This is a genomic window from Sporosarcina sp. resist (genome assembly GCF_014302295.1).
Taxonomy (GTDB): domain Bacteria; phylum Bacillota; class Bacilli; order Bacillales_A; family Planococcaceae; genus Sporosarcina; species Sporosarcina psychrophila.
Genome location: NZ_CP060287.1, coordinates 907560 through 924194 on the forward strand (window position 1 = coordinate 907560; position 16635 = coordinate 924194).

A 16635-nucleotide genomic window follows, 5' to 3' on the forward strand; every position below is an offset into this window, starting at 1 on the left:
AATTGCACTGCGTTTTAATTTAATTATTTTAAAATAAGTTATTTAACAATCTAAAAGAGAACGAATTAGATTCAAATCAGAACATCTAGTCTTAATAATTTTCAATCATCACCAGGTTTCATCAAGGTGATCAGCATAGTACGAAATCCCTCTTTTGAAGTATTGAAGATTTTCATCAGACGTTGTTTCCATCAAATTAGTCAGAACAATTTCCATTGCCTGTTTATAGTTTTTTGAATTGTACAGAGCCATTGAGTAAAAAATTTGAAGGCCGCGGTGTTCAGGAAACACTGTCACACCTCGACGTAAAGTTTCAACTGCTTCTTGATAGTAACCCAAAGCACGGTAGGTACTGCCAAGACCGAGTAAACATCTTTGAAGATCTGGTCCTGCGAGACCTTGCTCGAGAGCCTTTACATAATAGGGGATAGCTTCCTTGCCTAATCCAGAATTATCATGAGCAATTCCCGCCTGATAGTTGACTTCAGCATGATCTGGATAGGTAGCAACCATTTCTAAAAGGAGAGTACGTGCTTCCTTCAGAATGTCTTGGTCTTGCTTAGCACGCCCATCTTCACGCAATTCAATAGCTTTGTCTAAAAGTAAACGCAAATTTGTTTTATCCGTATTATTTACTATTTTATCATTCATTTTTTTAACTCCCTCAAATGTAGTACTGCAAATGGCAAAGTGACGATATAATCACAATACTCGCGGGGAATTTATTAATTTTGAAAGTGGTTTTGTAAAAACAGTATCATTGTCCTTTAATCCTCCTTAGAAATCAAGAATGAACATTAGGTTCTTTTTTATAGTAATGTTTATGCTGATATATGTCAAATAGCTTTTAGAATAATCAGTCATTTTGAAAGTGACAATAAAAACCGTCAAGTAATAGGAATTTAAGAAATAGTAGATCCTGGCCATTATCCTTTGAATGATTTAGATCAGTTGATTTTTATTAAAGGGCTTCCCTCGAATAGTATATTGTTTCGCAAACGGGTGCGATTTGTGGCATAAGCGTCGCTGTTCTTATTAAACTAATAAGTGTTTTAGTAGAAATTCGGCTGTTTTTCATGGCAGCTTTTCTTATTGAGATAGTGGAATAAAATACTGTCGTGAACTGGCGTTATGTCAACTTGGTGTGTATGGCGTATACAAGCCCTTTCATCGACCTACTTCGCCAGCCATAGTATCCAATACTCGTTCTGTCCACATTTTCATCCCCTGTGGTGTAGCGCTGATTTTGCGCTACATATATGACTAACGGGGCTGTTTGGGTTTAATTTACAAAGGAAGGTAAGGTGGGGAAAATGGAGTGGAAGAGTTTTAAACCTGTACAAGGGTATTGTTTGGCTGGAATTTGGTCAAATCAACTGGTTGTTAATCAAAGAGGAAATGAATGGGATTATAGTTTTGGAGATCTAATATTAAATATAAAAAAAGATTTTAAAACGGATGAATCCTGGTACTGGAGATTATTTGGGTCCGAAAATGAAGAGGGGGATGACTTACTAATTATAGAAGAACAGGAAACACCTGAACCCCTCGAATACTTTTACGAAGCTGAATTATCGAAACAACCTATGATAATAGGTTCTAAAATATCTTTAGATCATTCCCTCATTAAGAAGGTAAGTGGTTATGGATTCAAAGATGGCGATTATGAAATCTTAACGACTCTTATTTTTGAACTTGAGAAATTATACGTTACATTTAAAATATCAGGTCCTATCGTAACTGCAAATATAAGTGAAACGGAAATTGAAAAATTGGGAGATTTATTTTTTCTTCTTGAACTTCCATGAAAGTGGAAATACTCTAATTATTAACAATAGCGCATAAGAAAAAAGGTCGAAAAAGATTGGTTCAAACTCTAATGATAATAGTCAAAACAAAGAGAGATACAAGGTCATGATAGAATATATAACCTTTTAGAGGAAGGTCAAGAATATTTCGTTTTATACAAGATACAAAAAAGAATATCAATCTGATTATACATATACTTTTGGACAATTAGGTTTGCCTGAGGGTGCTCAGTTAGTTGGAAATGGCATAATTGATTAAAATATAGCTGTTTAAAATTCCTTGTTCAACCTGCAAAAAGTCTCCCTTTTATGTAAAAAGGGAGACTTTTTTTAACTATTGGAGGTGTCATAAATAGACCGGAAAATGGGACAGGATTGGAGCTATTGATGATTCTCTTGATTTGTTTAAGGTACGTGGATCTGATAAAACCCAAAATTGTTTTAGTATGAGTTACTTTTTTATTTTGAGTCTTATTCCTGGATGACTTACATACAATCACGATACCTCCTTCGCATTCAAAGGACTGTAAGGTGATGTGAATGTCTAAGGAAAGCGTACTGTCGCACCTTTTTCTTTAGCTTGGTAATTCTCTATCACTCGACGTTTGTTAACTCTTGAACGATCAAATTCAAAGAGTTTTCCTTAATCAGCGGATAATCACTGATGGTCCAATGGGGCACATTGTAGACCTGTCCTGATTTCACAGCGGTGAGGTTTTTCCAGACAGAAGTAGCGGCATACGTCTCTAGATCCGTTTGCGCTTCCAGATCTTCTTCAGAGTTGCCTACTTCTAGGAAAAGATGATCTGGATTAAAAGAAGGCAGTGATTCCAGCGAAATTTGTTCTGCCTTATCAATACTTTCGATTCCGGGAGCAGGGGTGAGTTCCAACCCCGAGAACAGAATTTCCGCAAAGCCATGATTCGGTCCATATAATCGGATGACTTTCGGTTGAATGCGTAAATACATGAACGTTTCACCAGGTTTCACATGTGTAGCGATGAGTTTTCGGGCTTCGTCCAATTTTTGTTCATATTGCTCGATCCATTGCTGCGCTTCCTCTTCCTTTTGCAAGACTACACCCATTTTAATAAGTCCTGTTCGCCAATCATCAGAATTTTCGAGGATCACTGTCGGAGCGATTTTACTCAGATCATCGTTAATCTTGGAATCCCGGGATATGATTAGATCCGGTGCCATTTCCACTAGAGCTTCTAAATTAGCAGAGTCACCAAGCGGAATGACGCCGGACAATGCATCGCTGTCCAAATAAGGAAGCTCTAGAGACCCTATGTATGTAGTGGAAGCATACGGCTTTATGCCAAGTGCCAGCATTTGATCGGCCAGTCTGTAATCGAGTACAACAATTTTCTCCGGCTTTCCTACAATAGTGGTTTGACCGGCGGCATGTTCAATGATCCGCTGCTGTGGCGCGGATGCCGCTTCTTGAATAGTGTCTACTGAGTTTTCTGCTTTGGGAGAGGTACAGCCCGAGAGTAAAAAGAACAGAAGCAGCAAGGATAGGATGATTGGCAATCGTGAACTTGATGAACGATCTAGGTTGTTTTCGTACATGTTAATATAAGTAACCTCCATTATGATTAATTAAGTTTGTCTACTTGATAATGATAATCACTATCAATTATTTAGTCAAGAAGAGATTATCCTGAGTAAGATAAATACAGGCCATTTTTAAGCTCTATAAACGGGCGTTATGTCTACTAGGGGTGCATGTAGCACCCTACTTGAATTAAAGAAGTGGATATATTAAGTGTGTTTAAAAAACTTACCGATCTAACACAATCTAACTATGTAGATTCACAAAAACAGCTTCATCCCTTGTGTATCAAGGGATGAAGCTGTTTTTTTAGCCGTTTACTAAAAAGCAGTTACGTTAATGAAAGAATTTGTTGTAGAAATCAAGACTTAATATAGCAAGCAAGAAAAAAAGGTCGGTGTTTACACACAGAAACTGTTCGTAAAATTGTACTTTTACGAACAGTTTCATATTGCATGTTTAAAAGGATGCTATTAATATAGATTGCTATTTACTTTTTCAATGTCCTTTTGTACTGAAAGGGCTATTATTTCTTGATAATCCCAAATTGATCGACAATGTAAGGTTCTGCATTATTTTTGCTTTGATCGATCTCGTAAGTTATTGCAGTCAATTTGTCTTTATTAATAGTGATACCGACGAAGTTTTGAATTTGGCCGCGTACTGGACGGCGGTTATCGTTCGGATCTGGACCATAGATAGCTGCATGATTCTCATCTGCCACTTCAAAGAGATTATAGTAAGCTGATCCAAGTTCGGGCGCTTGATTTTTGTAATACACTTTTGGTCCAGCTGTAGCAGGTATCAAATAAATCGTACCATCTGGATTTACGGTATATTCTACGGTTTGTCCTTTTTTAGTCCAAATAATTTTTTCGGTTTCTGAAGCCGTACCATCACTCTTGATAGGCTTAGTACGTGCATAGATATGGTCATGTCCTTGAAGAACAAAGTCGATGTCTAGTTCCGCCATGAGTGGTGCCACCTGATTTCTCACACCGTTTGGATCTAGGATATCATCATCTGTTGCATGGTTAGATGTCGTGTAAGGACCCTTGTGAATATTGACAATAACCCACTTAGCTCCATCAGCTTTGGCTGCCTTCACATCATCTTTCAACCATTCAATTTGCTCTTCTGAAAAATTGGCGTATTTTTCGGAGTCTTCGTTGCTATTAAGTACGACAAAGTGAGCGTTACTATAATCGTAAGAATAATAAGCACCTGTCTCAGTTGCAGAATTTTCAGGTGTATCAAAGTTAAAATGATCGATAAAAGCAAAATTTTCATCCTCGTGATTCCCTGCGGATGGTGCAAACGTCGTGTTTAGCAAACTTTCCTGTGAATGTCCTAGAAGCCAATCCCATTGTTCCTCTTTGACTCCATCGTCAACTAAGTCGCCATTGTGAACAATGAACTCAGCATTAGGGACAGTATCTAGAGCCTTAGAGATAGTCTGGGATGAAAGAATTGCTTCATCTTCTGTTTTAGCCTGGGTATCAGCCAAATCAATAAATGTAAAAGTTCCATCTTTTGGAGATGTCTTAAATGAACCCATTTCACTCCAGTTATTGAGTTCTTCATCTCCAACACGGAAGTAGTATTCAGCATCTGCTTTAAGCCCAGTTGCTTCAGCTTTGTGTACATACTCTTTCTTGGAATTAGTAGAGAGGGAAGCAGTACCTGAAAATTTCAAGGCTTTATTAAAATCAGGTTTCTTCGCTCCTTTCCTTTTCACTACCTGCAAATCACTATTCTTGTAATCTAGTGATGTATACCAAGTGAGTCCCTTAGAATTGGTCGTATCCCCTTTAAATGTGACAGTTACCTTGCTGACTTCAGTATGATTTGGACTATCTGTTGCAAAAGAGAGCGTACTGCCAACTCCGCCCACTATGGATAAAGCTAGGGCAACTGAGATGATTTTTTTTTTGATTTTCAAGAAGATCATCCTCCAATTATATTGTAATAGTCCATCCTCATGGACAGTAATTTCACTATAACATTTTAATATATAAGGTTTGTTAACCCTATATATTGATAGTGTAAAGAATTGTTAATACTATTTTATTTGTTAATCCGGAATAATAGTGGGGTAACTGAATAAAAACTACGTCCTTCAGATTCGGGCCAGATAGTCGAAGAAAAAAGGGAATTAGAAGGTTCCTATTGAAAGTTAAAGGGTTAGATAGTCCTTTTAAAATACTGAGAAGGAGTGAAGATTCTGAAAAAATGGCAATAATAATCAAAAATAGAAGTTGGTCTTTTTGTATTTGTAAAAAGGAAACAATCCAGATGCCCCAGTTAATCATAATAGTGAGAAGTAGCAGTACAGACTACCGAAGCACGTCAATTTGACTAAATTGACCGATTAAATTCTTTGTTGTATGTTGTTAATCCCTTTCCTGCATAATTTAGTTAGAATTAGGGAAAGTAATTATAGACAGTGCTTAAAGTGAACATAGCTCTGTTTTTTTAAAAAAACGTGTTATTCTAGTCGTAAATATGAACGTCTGTGTGACTATTTTTTTTATACGAAAGCCCTGAAAAATATAGAAAGGTGATGAGTAGGATGGGTGTACATCAATATTTTAAAAGTTTATCTGATTTAGAACAAATTATTCGTTGTCCAGGAAAGTTCAAATATCAGGAGCATTCCGTCGCCAGTCATTCATTTAAGGTGACAAAAATTGCGCAATTTCTTGGAACAGTCGAAGAGGAATCTGGGCAGAAAGTGGATTGGAGAATCTTGTATGAAAAAGCATTGAACCATGATTACGCGGAACTTTTTACAGGAGATATTAAGACGCCTGTAAAATATGCATCGAAAGAGTTGAAGCAACTCTTCAGTGAAGTAGAGGAAGAAATGACAAGAAAGTTTGTAGAAAAGGAACTTCCAATTGAGTTTCAAGCCATTTATTTGGAACGACTTAAAGAAGGTAAAGATGAGACATTGGAGGGGCGCATTTTATCTGTGGCTGATAAAGTTGATTTGCTTTATGAAGCATTTGGTGAGATTCAAAAGGATAATCCAGAACCATTGTTTTTAGAGATATACGAAGAAGCATTAAGGACAATACTGCTGTTTCAAGATATGAACTGTGTAGAATACTTCCTAGAACATATTCTTACGGATATGCTTAGTGAACGATTTACTGAACATGGGGAGTTAACGGGCATTGCAATGCGGATAATTGAAGAACACGGAGGTTGATAAAATACATAAAAATGTCCAGTTCTAAAGCAAACTAACGTACAAGGCTAAACTTCCACAAACGGGCCATTTTCTTGAATAACACTGACAACGGTTTTCTGTCTGGCTTAATTGCGGGAGGCATCCCCAAGCGATGTTGAGAGGATTCTTTATGTCAACATATATAGAAAGAGAAATAACGAATTTGGAAAAGGGGATTGAAAATGGATGTAAGATTTCCAATTGGAGAATTACAAGTTCCTGAAAAAGGTACAGTAGAAAATAGTCAAGAATGGCTAAAGGAAATCGAAACTTACACGATTCGATTAAGAGAAACTGTTGATCCATTATGTGATGATGAGTTAAGCAGAACATATCGGGATGGTAGCTGGACAGTTCGTCAACTTGTTCATCACATTGCAGACTCTCAGTTGAACATGTATCAACGTTTGAAGCTGGCTTTAACAGATGAGAATCCAACAGTACCAGATTTTGATCAAGAAAAGTGGGCCATTCAACCGGATACAAAGCTTCCAATAGAAAGTTCGATTAAAATGTTAGAAGGTATAAATGAGCGCATCGTATCTTTAGGATATAGTTTAACTGAAGAGCAATTAAATCGAGCTTTTACACACCAGAAGAACGGTGAAATAACAGTTGCAACAAAAGTTGCAAAATTAGCTTGGCACGAAGAGCACCACTTAGCCCATATAAAAATTGCATTATCAAAATAATACAAGATGTATGGAATTGGCTTATCAAACTCCGGTAAACCATTTTTATGTAACGATGTTAATTAGCCTGTTAATTCACATACCAATTAAGCATGAAATAACTGTAAACATTGCTATAACAATAAAAAGAAGGGACTAAAACCATCGCGGTTTTGAGTCCCTTTTCTATTGTTTCTAAATGGTTTGGACCTCTGAAGAGAACCCTTTAATTTATTTTATAGAACTTTTTATATTTCCTTTTCCTCTATTTCATTTTCCTTCTGGCTCCATACCCTCGGGAGCTTTCATCCCTTCTGATGGCTCCATCATCCCTTCTGGTCGTTCCATACCTTCGGGAGCTTCCATCCCTTCCGGTGGTACCATATCCCCGTGCGCTCCCTTACCACCTGGACCTCCCATACCGCCAGGACCAGAAGTTTTTGCAGTGGTGATTCCAGATTCATCAAGCCATGTTACGGTGTCGGAAATTGTGAACTCCACAACTTTCGTGCCGCCTTGATAGTCACCATCTTCAAAAAGACCATCACTTTCTTTACCAGACGTTGTCCCTTCTGAGTAAAGGGTGTAGGAAGCATCTTTCGTTAGTTTTGGCAAACTAATGACGACCGATTGATAGTCTTTTGCGGGCGCAAATGTCACAATCTCATTTCCTTCGCTATCTTCTAGATGCAGTTTGGTTCCTGCAGATTGTGTCTCCGGATAAGTCATCAAGATCGTATGCTGTGATGAGTCTTCTGAAGTGGCCATCGCCATACCAGAACTTCCAGTAGCGATGAGAACTCCGCCACTTATTTCAAAGTCTTCGTCATAATCCAAAGCACCATTGCCATTATTCGTAGGTCCATTAACGATCACGGTACCGCCTGTCATGGATATGGAACCATTTGAATCGAGTCCATCACCGGCTGCATCGACATAAACATAGCCACCATTTATTGAAAGCAGAGGATCTTTCGCTTGTTCAGTAGTCGTGTCAGAATTATCGTCGGCTTCGCTAATGTTAATGCCATCATCAGTTGCTTTAACATGAATTTTCCCGTCCAAGATTGTGATTGAATTACTTTCTATCCCTTCATTACTCTTCGTGATGTCGATGTTCCCGCCTTTGATCAGAATGGACGTATCTGCATGAATGCCGTCATCGCCGGTAGCCATTTTCAAATCGCCACCAGTTATGGTGATCGAGTTGTCGCTGTGTATCGCATCATCTAATGAATCCAGTTGAAAGCTTCCCCCGCCAATTGCCACTTCTTCATTTGCCTTAAGCCCTTTGCCACTAGATGTCTCAGAGCTAGCGTCAGTTGTGCTTGTTTCCGTTTCTCCAGGGGTAGGCCGACCCATTTCAGCATTTGCTATTTTTTCAGGACTGCCGCCGCCAGATGAAATGTTGAACTCTCCGTCTGCGATTAGAAGTGAAGTCTCAGCCTGAATGCCATCATCAGCTGCCTTGATATCGAAACTGCCTCCTTCAATGGCGATGACCCCTTTTGAAGCATCTGTGTCATTCGTGGACTTCATGCCGTCGCCACTCGCTTCGATACGGATATTGCCATCTTTAACAGCGAGGAGGTCTTTTCCCTTTAATCCATCATCAGCTGAATTAATTTGGATTGTTCCTCCTGTAATTTTCAATTCGTCTTTACTGGTGATTCCGTCGTTGTAATTGCCTTGCACGATTAGTTTCCCACTGCCGTTAATGGTGAGATCGTCTTTGCTGAACAACGCTGCATTCGGCTCATCTTCCTCTGAATTCTCATAAACATATTTTGCTCCGTCAGATAACACGTTTTCAGTTCCTTCTTCTAATGAAACAATCGTTTTTTCTGCTTGTTTCACGTAGATTGCTGAAGTAGAGGAAGAATGGATTTCCGCACCATTCAAAACGAGCCGAACGATGCCATCGTCTTCTGTGTCCACAATGATTTGCCCGTCATCCAGCTTTCCTTGGATTGCATACACGCCTGAAGTATTTATCGTGATGATGCTCTTGTCGATGACGACTCCGCCATCACCTTCAAAGCTGGCACCACTTCCATTCAACTGAATAGACGTTGCGTTTTCCCAATCCTGGTAAAAATCTTCATCGGAATAGCTTACATACTCGCTAATAACACTAGCTATTTCTTGATCCCCAATCGTACTTAAGCTTTCACCTTTTGCAGTAGACGCATTATTGGTACTTACCTTTTCTGAATCATTGCTGCAAGCAAACAAAGATGCGGTGAACATAAGAGAGGCGGCTACCTTCATAAATTTAGAATTTTGTTTTTTCATCATAAGCTCCTTCTTGCAAATGAAATTTCATCCGTTTTTCAGATGATGTTTTGCTAAGAACCCTATTATTTAGGATGAACCTTAAACAAAGCTTAAAAAAGGAAATGCGAAATTAAAGTTTGCTTTTATTTCAGTTGGACCTATAATCTATCGTAACGATATCAATCACGCCTCGGCGTGATTGCGTCCAGATTTTGAAGGCATATCTAGCATTCATCTCACCACTTATAGAAGTGGGGGACTTCTGTTGAATTAAGTTAAAACGTTGATAAATGATACAAGGGGGGCACTATATGAAATTACTAATCATTGAAGATGACAAGTATCTCTCTGAATCAATATGTGAAACAACAAAGGAAATGTTCGATACCGAGCAGGCTTTCGATGGAGAGGAAGGACTGTTTCTTGCACAGCAAAATATTTTTGATGTAATTATTTTAGATATTATGCTTCCGTATATGAACGGTTATGAGGTATTAGAAAATTTGAGAAAGCAAAATATCACGACTCCTGTCATTATGCTGACAGCCAAAGATGGAATTGATGACAAGATTAAGGGTTTTAAAATGGGAGCAGACGACTATTTAGTGAAACCTTTCCATCGAGAAGAACTATTAGTTCGGCTAGAGGCAATGATAAGGAGATCAGGAGGTTTATTAAAGGAAAATATTCTAACTTTTAAGGAACTACATTTGAATATCAAAAATAAAACTGTGGAAATTAATGGGAAAACACTTAAATTGAATGGAAAACAATTTGATTTACTGGAGTATTTGATGAACAATAAAAACGCTATTTTGACTAAGGAACAGATTTTTGATCGAATTTGGGGATTTGAGTCTGATACTTCTACAACAGTTGTAGAGGTGTACGCCAGTAATTTACGAAAAAGTCTCAAGAAGTTTGGTTATGATCAATACATCAAAACCTTCCGTGGGCTAGGTTATATGCTGGAAGACCATGGTGAAGGGAATGTTTAATAAACTAATTTTCAAGAAACAGCAGCTAAAATTTATGATTTTCAACTTGATTGCTTTTACTGTGATTTTCACGATCTTTAGTATTATCATTTTCGGCCAAGTTCAAAATACATTATTTTCGAAGACAGACGAGGAACTGTTATCATTTAAAGAAATGATGATAGATAACAATCCAAAGGGGTTACGGCTGCCTCTTAAAGATGGAGACTTAGATCAGCCTGTGCCGGATGAAGAAAGACGGAAAAATGCACCAAATCCCAGGGTGATTGTCATGCATTGGGATAACGCAGGAAATATACGTAATGAAAATGAAATCGGAACCTTATTTTATGAAAACTATCTAACCGATTATAAGCTGGATAAAACAACTATGGACAAAATTACAATGACGAAAATCAGTGAACTGTATCACTTTAGATATATTCTTTTTGAATACCATAATGATGAGGATGAAATTGCCTATACACAACTGATGATCAACGTGGATGCTGAACAAACCATCATTTCCAACTTTGAGAAACTGTTCATTATCTGGTCGGTCATCTTCATCGTCCTCTCTATTTCTGCAAGTTTCATCTTATCTAAAAAGATGATGAAACCAATTATTCATTCTTGGAATAAGCAGGCGGAGTTTGTTGAAAATGCTTCACATGAACTCAGGACGCCTTTGACGATTATTCAAAATAAGCTGGAGCTTCTCCTAACAGCACCGCAAGAAAGAATTTCAGATAGGTTTGAAAATATAGCCCTAAGCTTGTCTGAAACAAGGCGTTTGTCCAAACTCACTTCGGATTTATTGACCTTGGCAAGAGCAGATTCGGCAGAAACACAGATTATGAAGCAATCCATTCATATCGATACATTCATCCGAAGCGTATGTACGCCTTATAAGGAAATTGCTGAGTCGCAGGATAAGCATTTTTCACTAAATTGTCAAAGCCCTTTTACTATAGAAGCAGATGAAACTCGGCTGCATCAACTGATAGTAATTTTAGTGGACAATGCTTTAAAATATACGAGCGAAAACGATAGTATTCGTGTGAAAACATATGGCGAGGATCAGAAAGTTGTAATTGAAGTGAGCGATACGGGGATCGGGATCAAAGAAGAAAATATCCAATATATTTTCGATCGCTTTTACCGAGAAGACAAAGCCCGAACTAGGGAAACTGGAGGCATGGGCTTAGGATTGTCCATCGCCCAGTGGATCGTATCGATGCACAATGGAACGATTCATGTGATAAGTAACCAGAATAAAGGAACCACTTTTATAGTCAAACTTCCAAAGTAAGAGATCACATCATCGTGATCTCTTTTTTTGTGTTGTTAAATTGTTTTAAGGTTTGTTTAAGGTTCTTCTTTTAGTATTTAGTTCATAGAGCGACAGCAAAAAGGAGTAGATAGATATGGCGATCGAAATCTTCAGTCGGAAAGAGCAAAAGTATTTAATCACTCGCCGCCAATACGAAGAACTTGTGGAACGGATTGGACCAGAGATGCGAAATGATAAGAATGGCGTCGATGGAAAATATTCAGTCACTAGCCTGTACTTTGACAATGCGGAGAAAGGCATTTATTTTGAGACCAAAAACAAACTAAAATACCGCCAGAAATTACGTTTACGCGTATACGACGATGCAAATCTTAAAAGCGTGGCATTTTTTGAAGTGAAGCAGAAACATAAGAAAGTCGTCAATAAAAGACGGATGCTTTTGCCGCTAGGGGAGGCGTATCGCTATTTAGAGGAAGACGGTCAAGCGGGCTTGGATCACTACAAAACGTCCAATTCGCAAGTCATGAAGGAAATTGATTACTTCCGTAAGTTCTATCAGTTACGTCCCGAAATGGTCGTATCGTATAGCCGTCACGCATTGCACGGTATTCATGATTCAGAACTGCGAATTACCTTCGATTTCGACTTACGTTGCCGTAAAGAAGATCTGCATATCGAGAATGGTTCGTACGGAACGCATTTCATCGATCCAGATCTCGTCGTGTTAGAAGTGAAAGTCGATCACAGTGTGCCGCTTTGGCTAACACGTATTTTACAGGAGCTTCAGTGTGAGCAGCGCAGTGCATCAAAGTTTTGTACCAGTATGGAACTGCTGAGTGGAGATGTATTACCGCAGGTAGGATACTTTGAACCGAAAGAATTGGAAAAACAACTAACAGGAGGAATAGAAAATGGATCAGATCACGAACTTGTTTTCATCTAATGGATTGGAGGGAGCCACTCCGACCATGTGGATGAGTATTACCGCGATGGCACTTGCTGCGGTCCTCAGTTTAATCATTACGAAAGTGTATCAAATTACATTTACAGGAGAGCGCTATTCACAAGCGTTCGTCCATACAATCATTATGATGAGTGTTGTCGTGTCAGTTGTTATGAACGTAGTAAGCGGAAATGCCGGTGTGGCGTTTGGTTTATTCGCCGTATTCTCCCTCATCCGCTTCCGAAGTGCCGTGACGAACGCCAAGGATATCGCCTACATCTTTTTCGGATTATGTGTCGGGATGACAGCAGGACTGTTTCAATTCCCTCTGGCCATTGCATTGACGTTATTCTCCAGTCTGATTTTCTATATACTATACAAAGTGGACTATGGAAAAGGGAAAGATATGCAAATCCTTAAAGTAACTGTCCCTGAAAATCTAAATCACGAAAATTTATTCGACGATATCTTGAATGAAAAAACCGAATACTTCCAACTTCGACAAGTTGAAACAACGAACTTGGGGACGATGATTCTCTATACATTTGCCATCCGAAGCAAGACCGATACAAAAGATCAGGACTTGCTGAATGAAATTCGTGTACGCAACGCGAATTTGAAAGTATCCCTATCTTATCTTGAGATGCGAGACTGAACTGTAAGACCGAATTATGAAAAAAGCCGTCTACTACGATTTTTAAAAATCGAGGAGACGGCTTTTTTTTCTTGCTGTACTTTAATGTTTATAGTTTGGCCACAGCAGGTAATGATCAAAACCTTAAGGGACAATTCTCCCCCTCCATGTTAAAGACTTGGAAGCTTTGGTTGGACACTTTGCCGAGTTCGTTGGACAGCTATGGGCTTTGGTTGTAGACTTCGAAGAGTTTGTTGGAAACCTCGTTGTTAGTAGGACACTTTGAAGCTTTGGTAGGACACTTGGCCGAGTTCGTTGGATAGCTCTGGGCTTTGGTTGTAGATTTCGAAGAGTTTGTTGGAAACCTCGTTGTTAGTAGGGCTCTTTGAAGCTTTGGTAGGACACTTTGCCAAGTTCGTTGGACAGCTCAGGGCTTTGGTTGTAGACTTCGAAGAGTTTGATGGAAACCTCGTTGTTGGTAGGACACTCGGCTGAGTTCGTTGGACAGCTCAGGGCTTTGGTTGAAGACTTCGAAGAGTTTGTTGGAAACCAACAAACTCAACGGTCTCGGTTCACGAGATAATTCAATAAATGCTTCAAAAAAGTCGTATTACGTGGTATTTCTTGTAACGTTTCCATTGCAAAACAATAATGTTCCCACATCGCTTTTCTGGCACCGATAGCACCTAGGATTGATACAAATGTCGTATTGTTGTTTTCAGCATCTTTTCCAATGGGTTTCCCGAGTACGTTCTGATCTCCTTCCACATCAAGCAGATCATCCTTAATCTGAAATGCAATGCCGGCATGACGGGAGAATCTTTTCAAAGCTTCCATTTCCAACTCCGTTGCATGGGCCAGAATTGCAGGCATTATAAGAGAAGCTTCAAATGCGATTCCGGTCTTATAAAAGCACATCGTATTCAATTGTTCCAGCGTCAATTGTTTCCCTCTGGAATCCAAGTCCATCGCCTGTCCTCTACACATATCCCCTACAATTTGGGACGAATATCGAATCAAGCGTAGCACCGTTTTTGGATCGTACTGGTCAAGAGATGTTTGTTCTTCAACCGCTTTTTGGGTCAGGAAAAGTCCAGTTAATTCAGCTGTGGCAACGTCATACACCTGATGTAAGGTTGGACGCCCTCTACGCTTGGGCGCATTATCTTGGGATGGCATATCATCAAAAATGAGGGATGCCGTATGCATATATTCCAATGATCTCAGAAGCGGGACGATTGATGACTTATCCAATCCATATTCGTTCACACCCATGACCCAAGTCATGATTGGCCTTAGTCGCTTTCCATCACTTTTCAGACTGTAATTTGCCGCATCGATTATCGGTTCACTCATCGAAGAGGTATTTCCTATTTCGGAAATAGATAATACGTCGTTGATCTGGTCACGTACAGTTTCGATTGTATCTAAAAAGGCTTCCTGCTCTTTCCGTTCACTTTTCAGATTCGTAATCATATGATCTCGAAGCAGTTTATCAAAGAAATCCACATCATCCGCTTTTCGAACCATACGTTGGAGGACTTTGTTGAATGTAGGATTTCCCGAAGCAAATAACTTCATAACTTCGTTGTATTTATTAGTGCCCATTCGTTTTTTAAATCGTTTCAGCCCGTTTATGGCACGATCGAGTATCACCTCACGCGTCTTGCTATCAGAGCGATAGACATTATGGATCAAATTATAGATGACTGTCCAGTACAATTCAAAGGGATTTATGAGGTCCGAGCGCTTATCGTGATATTTCAAATAATAGGTATAGGGTGTTACTCTTTCTTCATTTAAGTCATCAAACATATCCGCAAAATCATCCGCTAGCTGGTTGTAAATGCCATATAAAAATGTTCGGTTATGGAAGCCCTCATCCTCAGGAGCACTTATGACTGAACGGGTAATCAAACGTGAAGAAGAGGATTTTAAAATGACAGGTATATAAAGTTCTTCATTGGTGTAATTGGCATTGGATAGATCCTTTACACGATCCACTTCCTGGGAATTGAAAAACACATAAGACTGCTCGAAAAAACTATTTCTTGTCTCTGGTCGTTGAAGGCTCTTAATATACTCAAAGGCATCTCGGAGTTCCGAATGGGCAAATCTGATGAATTCCGCGTTTTTTCCAGTCCACTGATCCAATTCAGGAACAGATCCTGTGATAAGTGTGGACCGTATTAAATCGGAATATCGTTTTTTCTCTTGATTTGATAAAACACCGGCATCCAGAAGGTCGTCAATGAATGGATACGTCAGACCATAGGAATACCCCAGCCTAATCGCTTCTTCGAGCTTCCGGGTACGTTCTTCAGGCGTAATCTCAGCGTCCATCTCTTCAACCACATGCAGGATGACCCCGGCTATGATTTTGATAAGTTTCCGCTTGGCTTCCTCAGCATCCATCCCCTCTGGAATATGGGATGATACAGTCTTTAATTTATCCATCACCCAGATCATGGTGGATTCAACGCCTTCCTTCTGGGCAAGCCGATACATCCCAGCCATAGTAAACATCTCCAATTTACTTCCAGGGTTTTTCGGATTGGAATCAATTAGGTGATTTTTTAAACTATCAACTGTACGTTGAACCCTGGTCTGTGTGTCAGGTGAGTCCAAGGCTTTACCCAAATCTCGCATGTAAATATAGGAAATGCTCCGATCCAAATAATTATCTAGTTTACCTGTGTAATCCAGCCATTGGATATAAGTGTGATACCCTTCTGAACCAGTTTTTCCCTTTCCACGCGAAAAAATAGATAATAACGGGAAAGGATGAATATGGTTCTGTTTCCAAGACTGTATATCTTTTATCAAAACAGGGGCAACCATGTTTTGCACGAGCTGTTCAGAAAGTGATTTAAAATAATGAGCAGCCTCCTGCTCAGCCAACCGATAGCATGCATCGGCATTTTTTAGTAACTTCTCATTCATACTAATCAATACCTCTACTTTAAGTTTTCATATATATGTATGCAATATTGATCAAATCAATGTTAATAATCTAAACACTATCCCAAACTTTTCACAAAAACTAAATTTATTTTATTCAAAATAACATTTTCATCATAAGAAAGCTATACACAGCCTCTAACAACCCTACGATTTACCATTGCTCCTTACTCAATTTCTCTATCCAACACTAACACTTTTTTATTGAATATTTCAGCTGGGGGCTTTTCATGATGATATATTACTGAATTTTTGTTGAACAACTCCCGGCTTTTGA

General features: G+C 39.0%; 12 protein-coding genes. 7 read left to right on the forward strand and 5 right to left on the reverse strand.

Translation table 11 applies throughout. From position 1 onward, the window contains the following. Positions 1 to 108 precede the first annotated feature (108 nt). A complete protein-coding gene (locus H7992_RS04520; protein ID WP_187046749.1) occupies positions 109 to 651 on the reverse strand; it encodes a tetratricopeptide repeat protein in 543 nt (180 codons plus the stop codon). Positions 652 to 1313: 662 nt separating this feature from the next. Between H7992_RS04520 and H7992_RS04525 the strand changes: the two genes are divergently transcribed. Next, on the forward strand, positions 1314 to 1808 hold the full coding sequence (locus H7992_RS04525) for a hypothetical protein (RefSeq protein ID WP_187046750.1): 495 nt from the start codon (positions 1314 to 1316) through the stop codon (positions 1806 to 1808). Between the two features lie 594 nt (positions 1809 to 2402). Here H7992_RS04525 and H7992_RS04530 read toward each other — a convergent pair. Further along, entirely contained in the window at positions 2403 to 3383 is a 981-nt protein-coding gene (locus H7992_RS04530) for an iron-siderophore ABC transporter substrate-binding protein (RefSeq protein WP_187046751.1), read from the reverse strand. Between the two features lie 509 nt (positions 3384 to 3892). After that, a complete protein-coding gene (locus H7992_RS04535) occupies positions 3893 to 5317 on the reverse strand; it encodes a purple acid phosphatase family protein (protein WP_187046752.1) in 1425 nt (474 codons plus the stop codon). Positions 5318 to 5938: 621 nt separating this feature from the next. Here H7992_RS04535 and H7992_RS04540 point away from each other — a divergent pair. Then, complete coding sequence (locus H7992_RS04540; protein ID WP_067206211.1) at positions 5939 to 6580, forward strand: YfbR-like 5'-deoxynucleotidase; 642 nt, start codon at positions 5939 to 5941, stop codon at positions 6578 to 6580. A gap of 203 nt (positions 6581 to 6783) precedes the next feature. After that, a complete protein-coding gene (locus H7992_RS04545) occupies positions 6784 to 7293 on the forward strand; it encodes a YfiT family bacillithiol transferase (protein WP_187046753.1) in 510 nt (169 codons plus the stop codon). A 249-nt stretch (positions 7294 to 7542) separates the two neighbouring features. Here H7992_RS04545 and H7992_RS04550 read toward each other — a convergent pair whose 3' ends face one another. After that, positions 7543 to 9570, reverse strand: coding sequence for a carbohydrate-binding domain-containing protein (locus H7992_RS04550; protein ID WP_187046754.1), 2028 nt, complete (start codon positions 9568 to 9570; stop codon positions 7543 to 7545). A gap of 290 nt (positions 9571 to 9860) precedes the next feature. Here H7992_RS04550 and H7992_RS04555 point away from each other — a divergent pair, with 290 nt between their 5' ends. The 4 genes from H7992_RS04555 to H7992_RS04570 all read left to right on the forward strand — a co-directional run bounded on the left by H7992_RS04555 (position 9861) and on the right by H7992_RS04570 (position 13418). Then, positions 9861 to 10547, forward strand: coding sequence for a response regulator transcription factor (locus tag H7992_RS04555; RefSeq protein WP_187046755.1), 687 nt, complete (start codon positions 9861 to 9863; stop codon positions 10545 to 10547). Next, complete coding sequence (locus tag H7992_RS04560) at positions 10540 to 11838, forward strand: sensor histidine kinase (RefSeq protein WP_187046756.1); 1299 nt, start codon at positions 10540 to 10542, stop codon at positions 11836 to 11838. The genes H7992_RS04555 and H7992_RS04560 overlap by 8 nt, the downstream gene beginning before the upstream one ends. Positions 11839 to 11953: 115 nt before the next feature. Then, positions 11954 to 12763: a polyphosphate polymerase domain-containing protein gene (locus tag H7992_RS04565; RefSeq protein WP_187046757.1), complete on the forward strand. Its 810-nt coding sequence runs from the start codon at positions 11954 to 11956 to the stop codon at positions 12761 to 12763. After that, a complete protein-coding gene (locus tag H7992_RS04570; RefSeq protein ID WP_255428591.1) occupies positions 12732 to 13418 on the forward strand; it encodes a DUF4956 domain-containing protein in 687 nt (228 codons plus the stop codon). Before H7992_RS04565 ends, H7992_RS04570 begins: the two co-directional genes overlap by 32 nt. Positions 13419 to 13955: 537 nt before the next feature. Here H7992_RS04570 and H7992_RS04575 read toward each other — a convergent pair. Further along, on the reverse strand, positions 13956 to 16340 hold the full coding sequence (locus H7992_RS04575) for a polyprenyl synthetase family protein (RefSeq protein WP_187046758.1): 2385 nt from the start codon (positions 16338 to 16340) through the stop codon (positions 13956 to 13958). Positions 16341 to 16635 lie beyond the last annotated feature (295 nt).

Coding starts and splice junctions, on each gene's coding strand:
- H7992_RS04520 (WP_187046749.1), bottom strand. CDS start 651: ATGAATGATAAAATAGTAAATAATACGGATAAAACAAATTTGCGTTTA.
- H7992_RS04525 (WP_187046750.1), top strand. CDS start 1,314: ATGGAGTGGAAGAGTTTTAAACCTGTACAAGGGTATTGTTTGGCTGGA.
- H7992_RS04530 (WP_187046751.1), bottom strand. CDS start 3,383: ATGTACGAAAACAACCTAGATCGTTCATCAAGTTCACGATTGCCAATC.
- H7992_RS04535 (WP_187046752.1), bottom strand. CDS start 5,317: ATGATCTTCTTGAAAATCAAAAAAAAAATCATCTCAGTTGCCCTAGCT.
- H7992_RS04540 (WP_067206211.1), top strand. CDS start 5,939: ATGGGTGTACATCAATATTTTAAAAGTTTATCTGATTTAGAACAAATT.
- H7992_RS04545 (WP_187046753.1), top strand. CDS start 6,784: ATGGATGTAAGATTTCCAATTGGAGAATTACAAGTTCCTGAAAAAGGT.
- H7992_RS04550 (WP_187046754.1), bottom strand. CDS start 9,570: ATGATGAAAAAACAAAATTCTAAATTTATGAAGGTAGCCGCCTCTCTT.
- H7992_RS04555 (WP_187046755.1), top strand. CDS start 9,861: ATGAAATTACTAATCATTGAAGATGACAAGTATCTCTCTGAATCAATA.
- H7992_RS04560 (WP_187046756.1), top strand. CDS start 10,540: ATGTTTAATAAACTAATTTTCAAGAAACAGCAGCTAAAATTTATGATT.
- H7992_RS04565 (WP_187046757.1), top strand. CDS start 11,954: ATGGCGATCGAAATCTTCAGTCGGAAAGAGCAAAAGTATTTAATCACT.
- H7992_RS04570 (WP_255428591.1), top strand. CDS start 12,732: ATGGATCAGATCACGAACTTGTTTTCATCTAATGGATTGGAGGGAGCC.
- H7992_RS04575 (WP_187046758.1), bottom strand. CDS start 16,340: ATGAATGAGAAGTTACTAAAAAATGCCGATGCATGCTATCGGTTGGCT.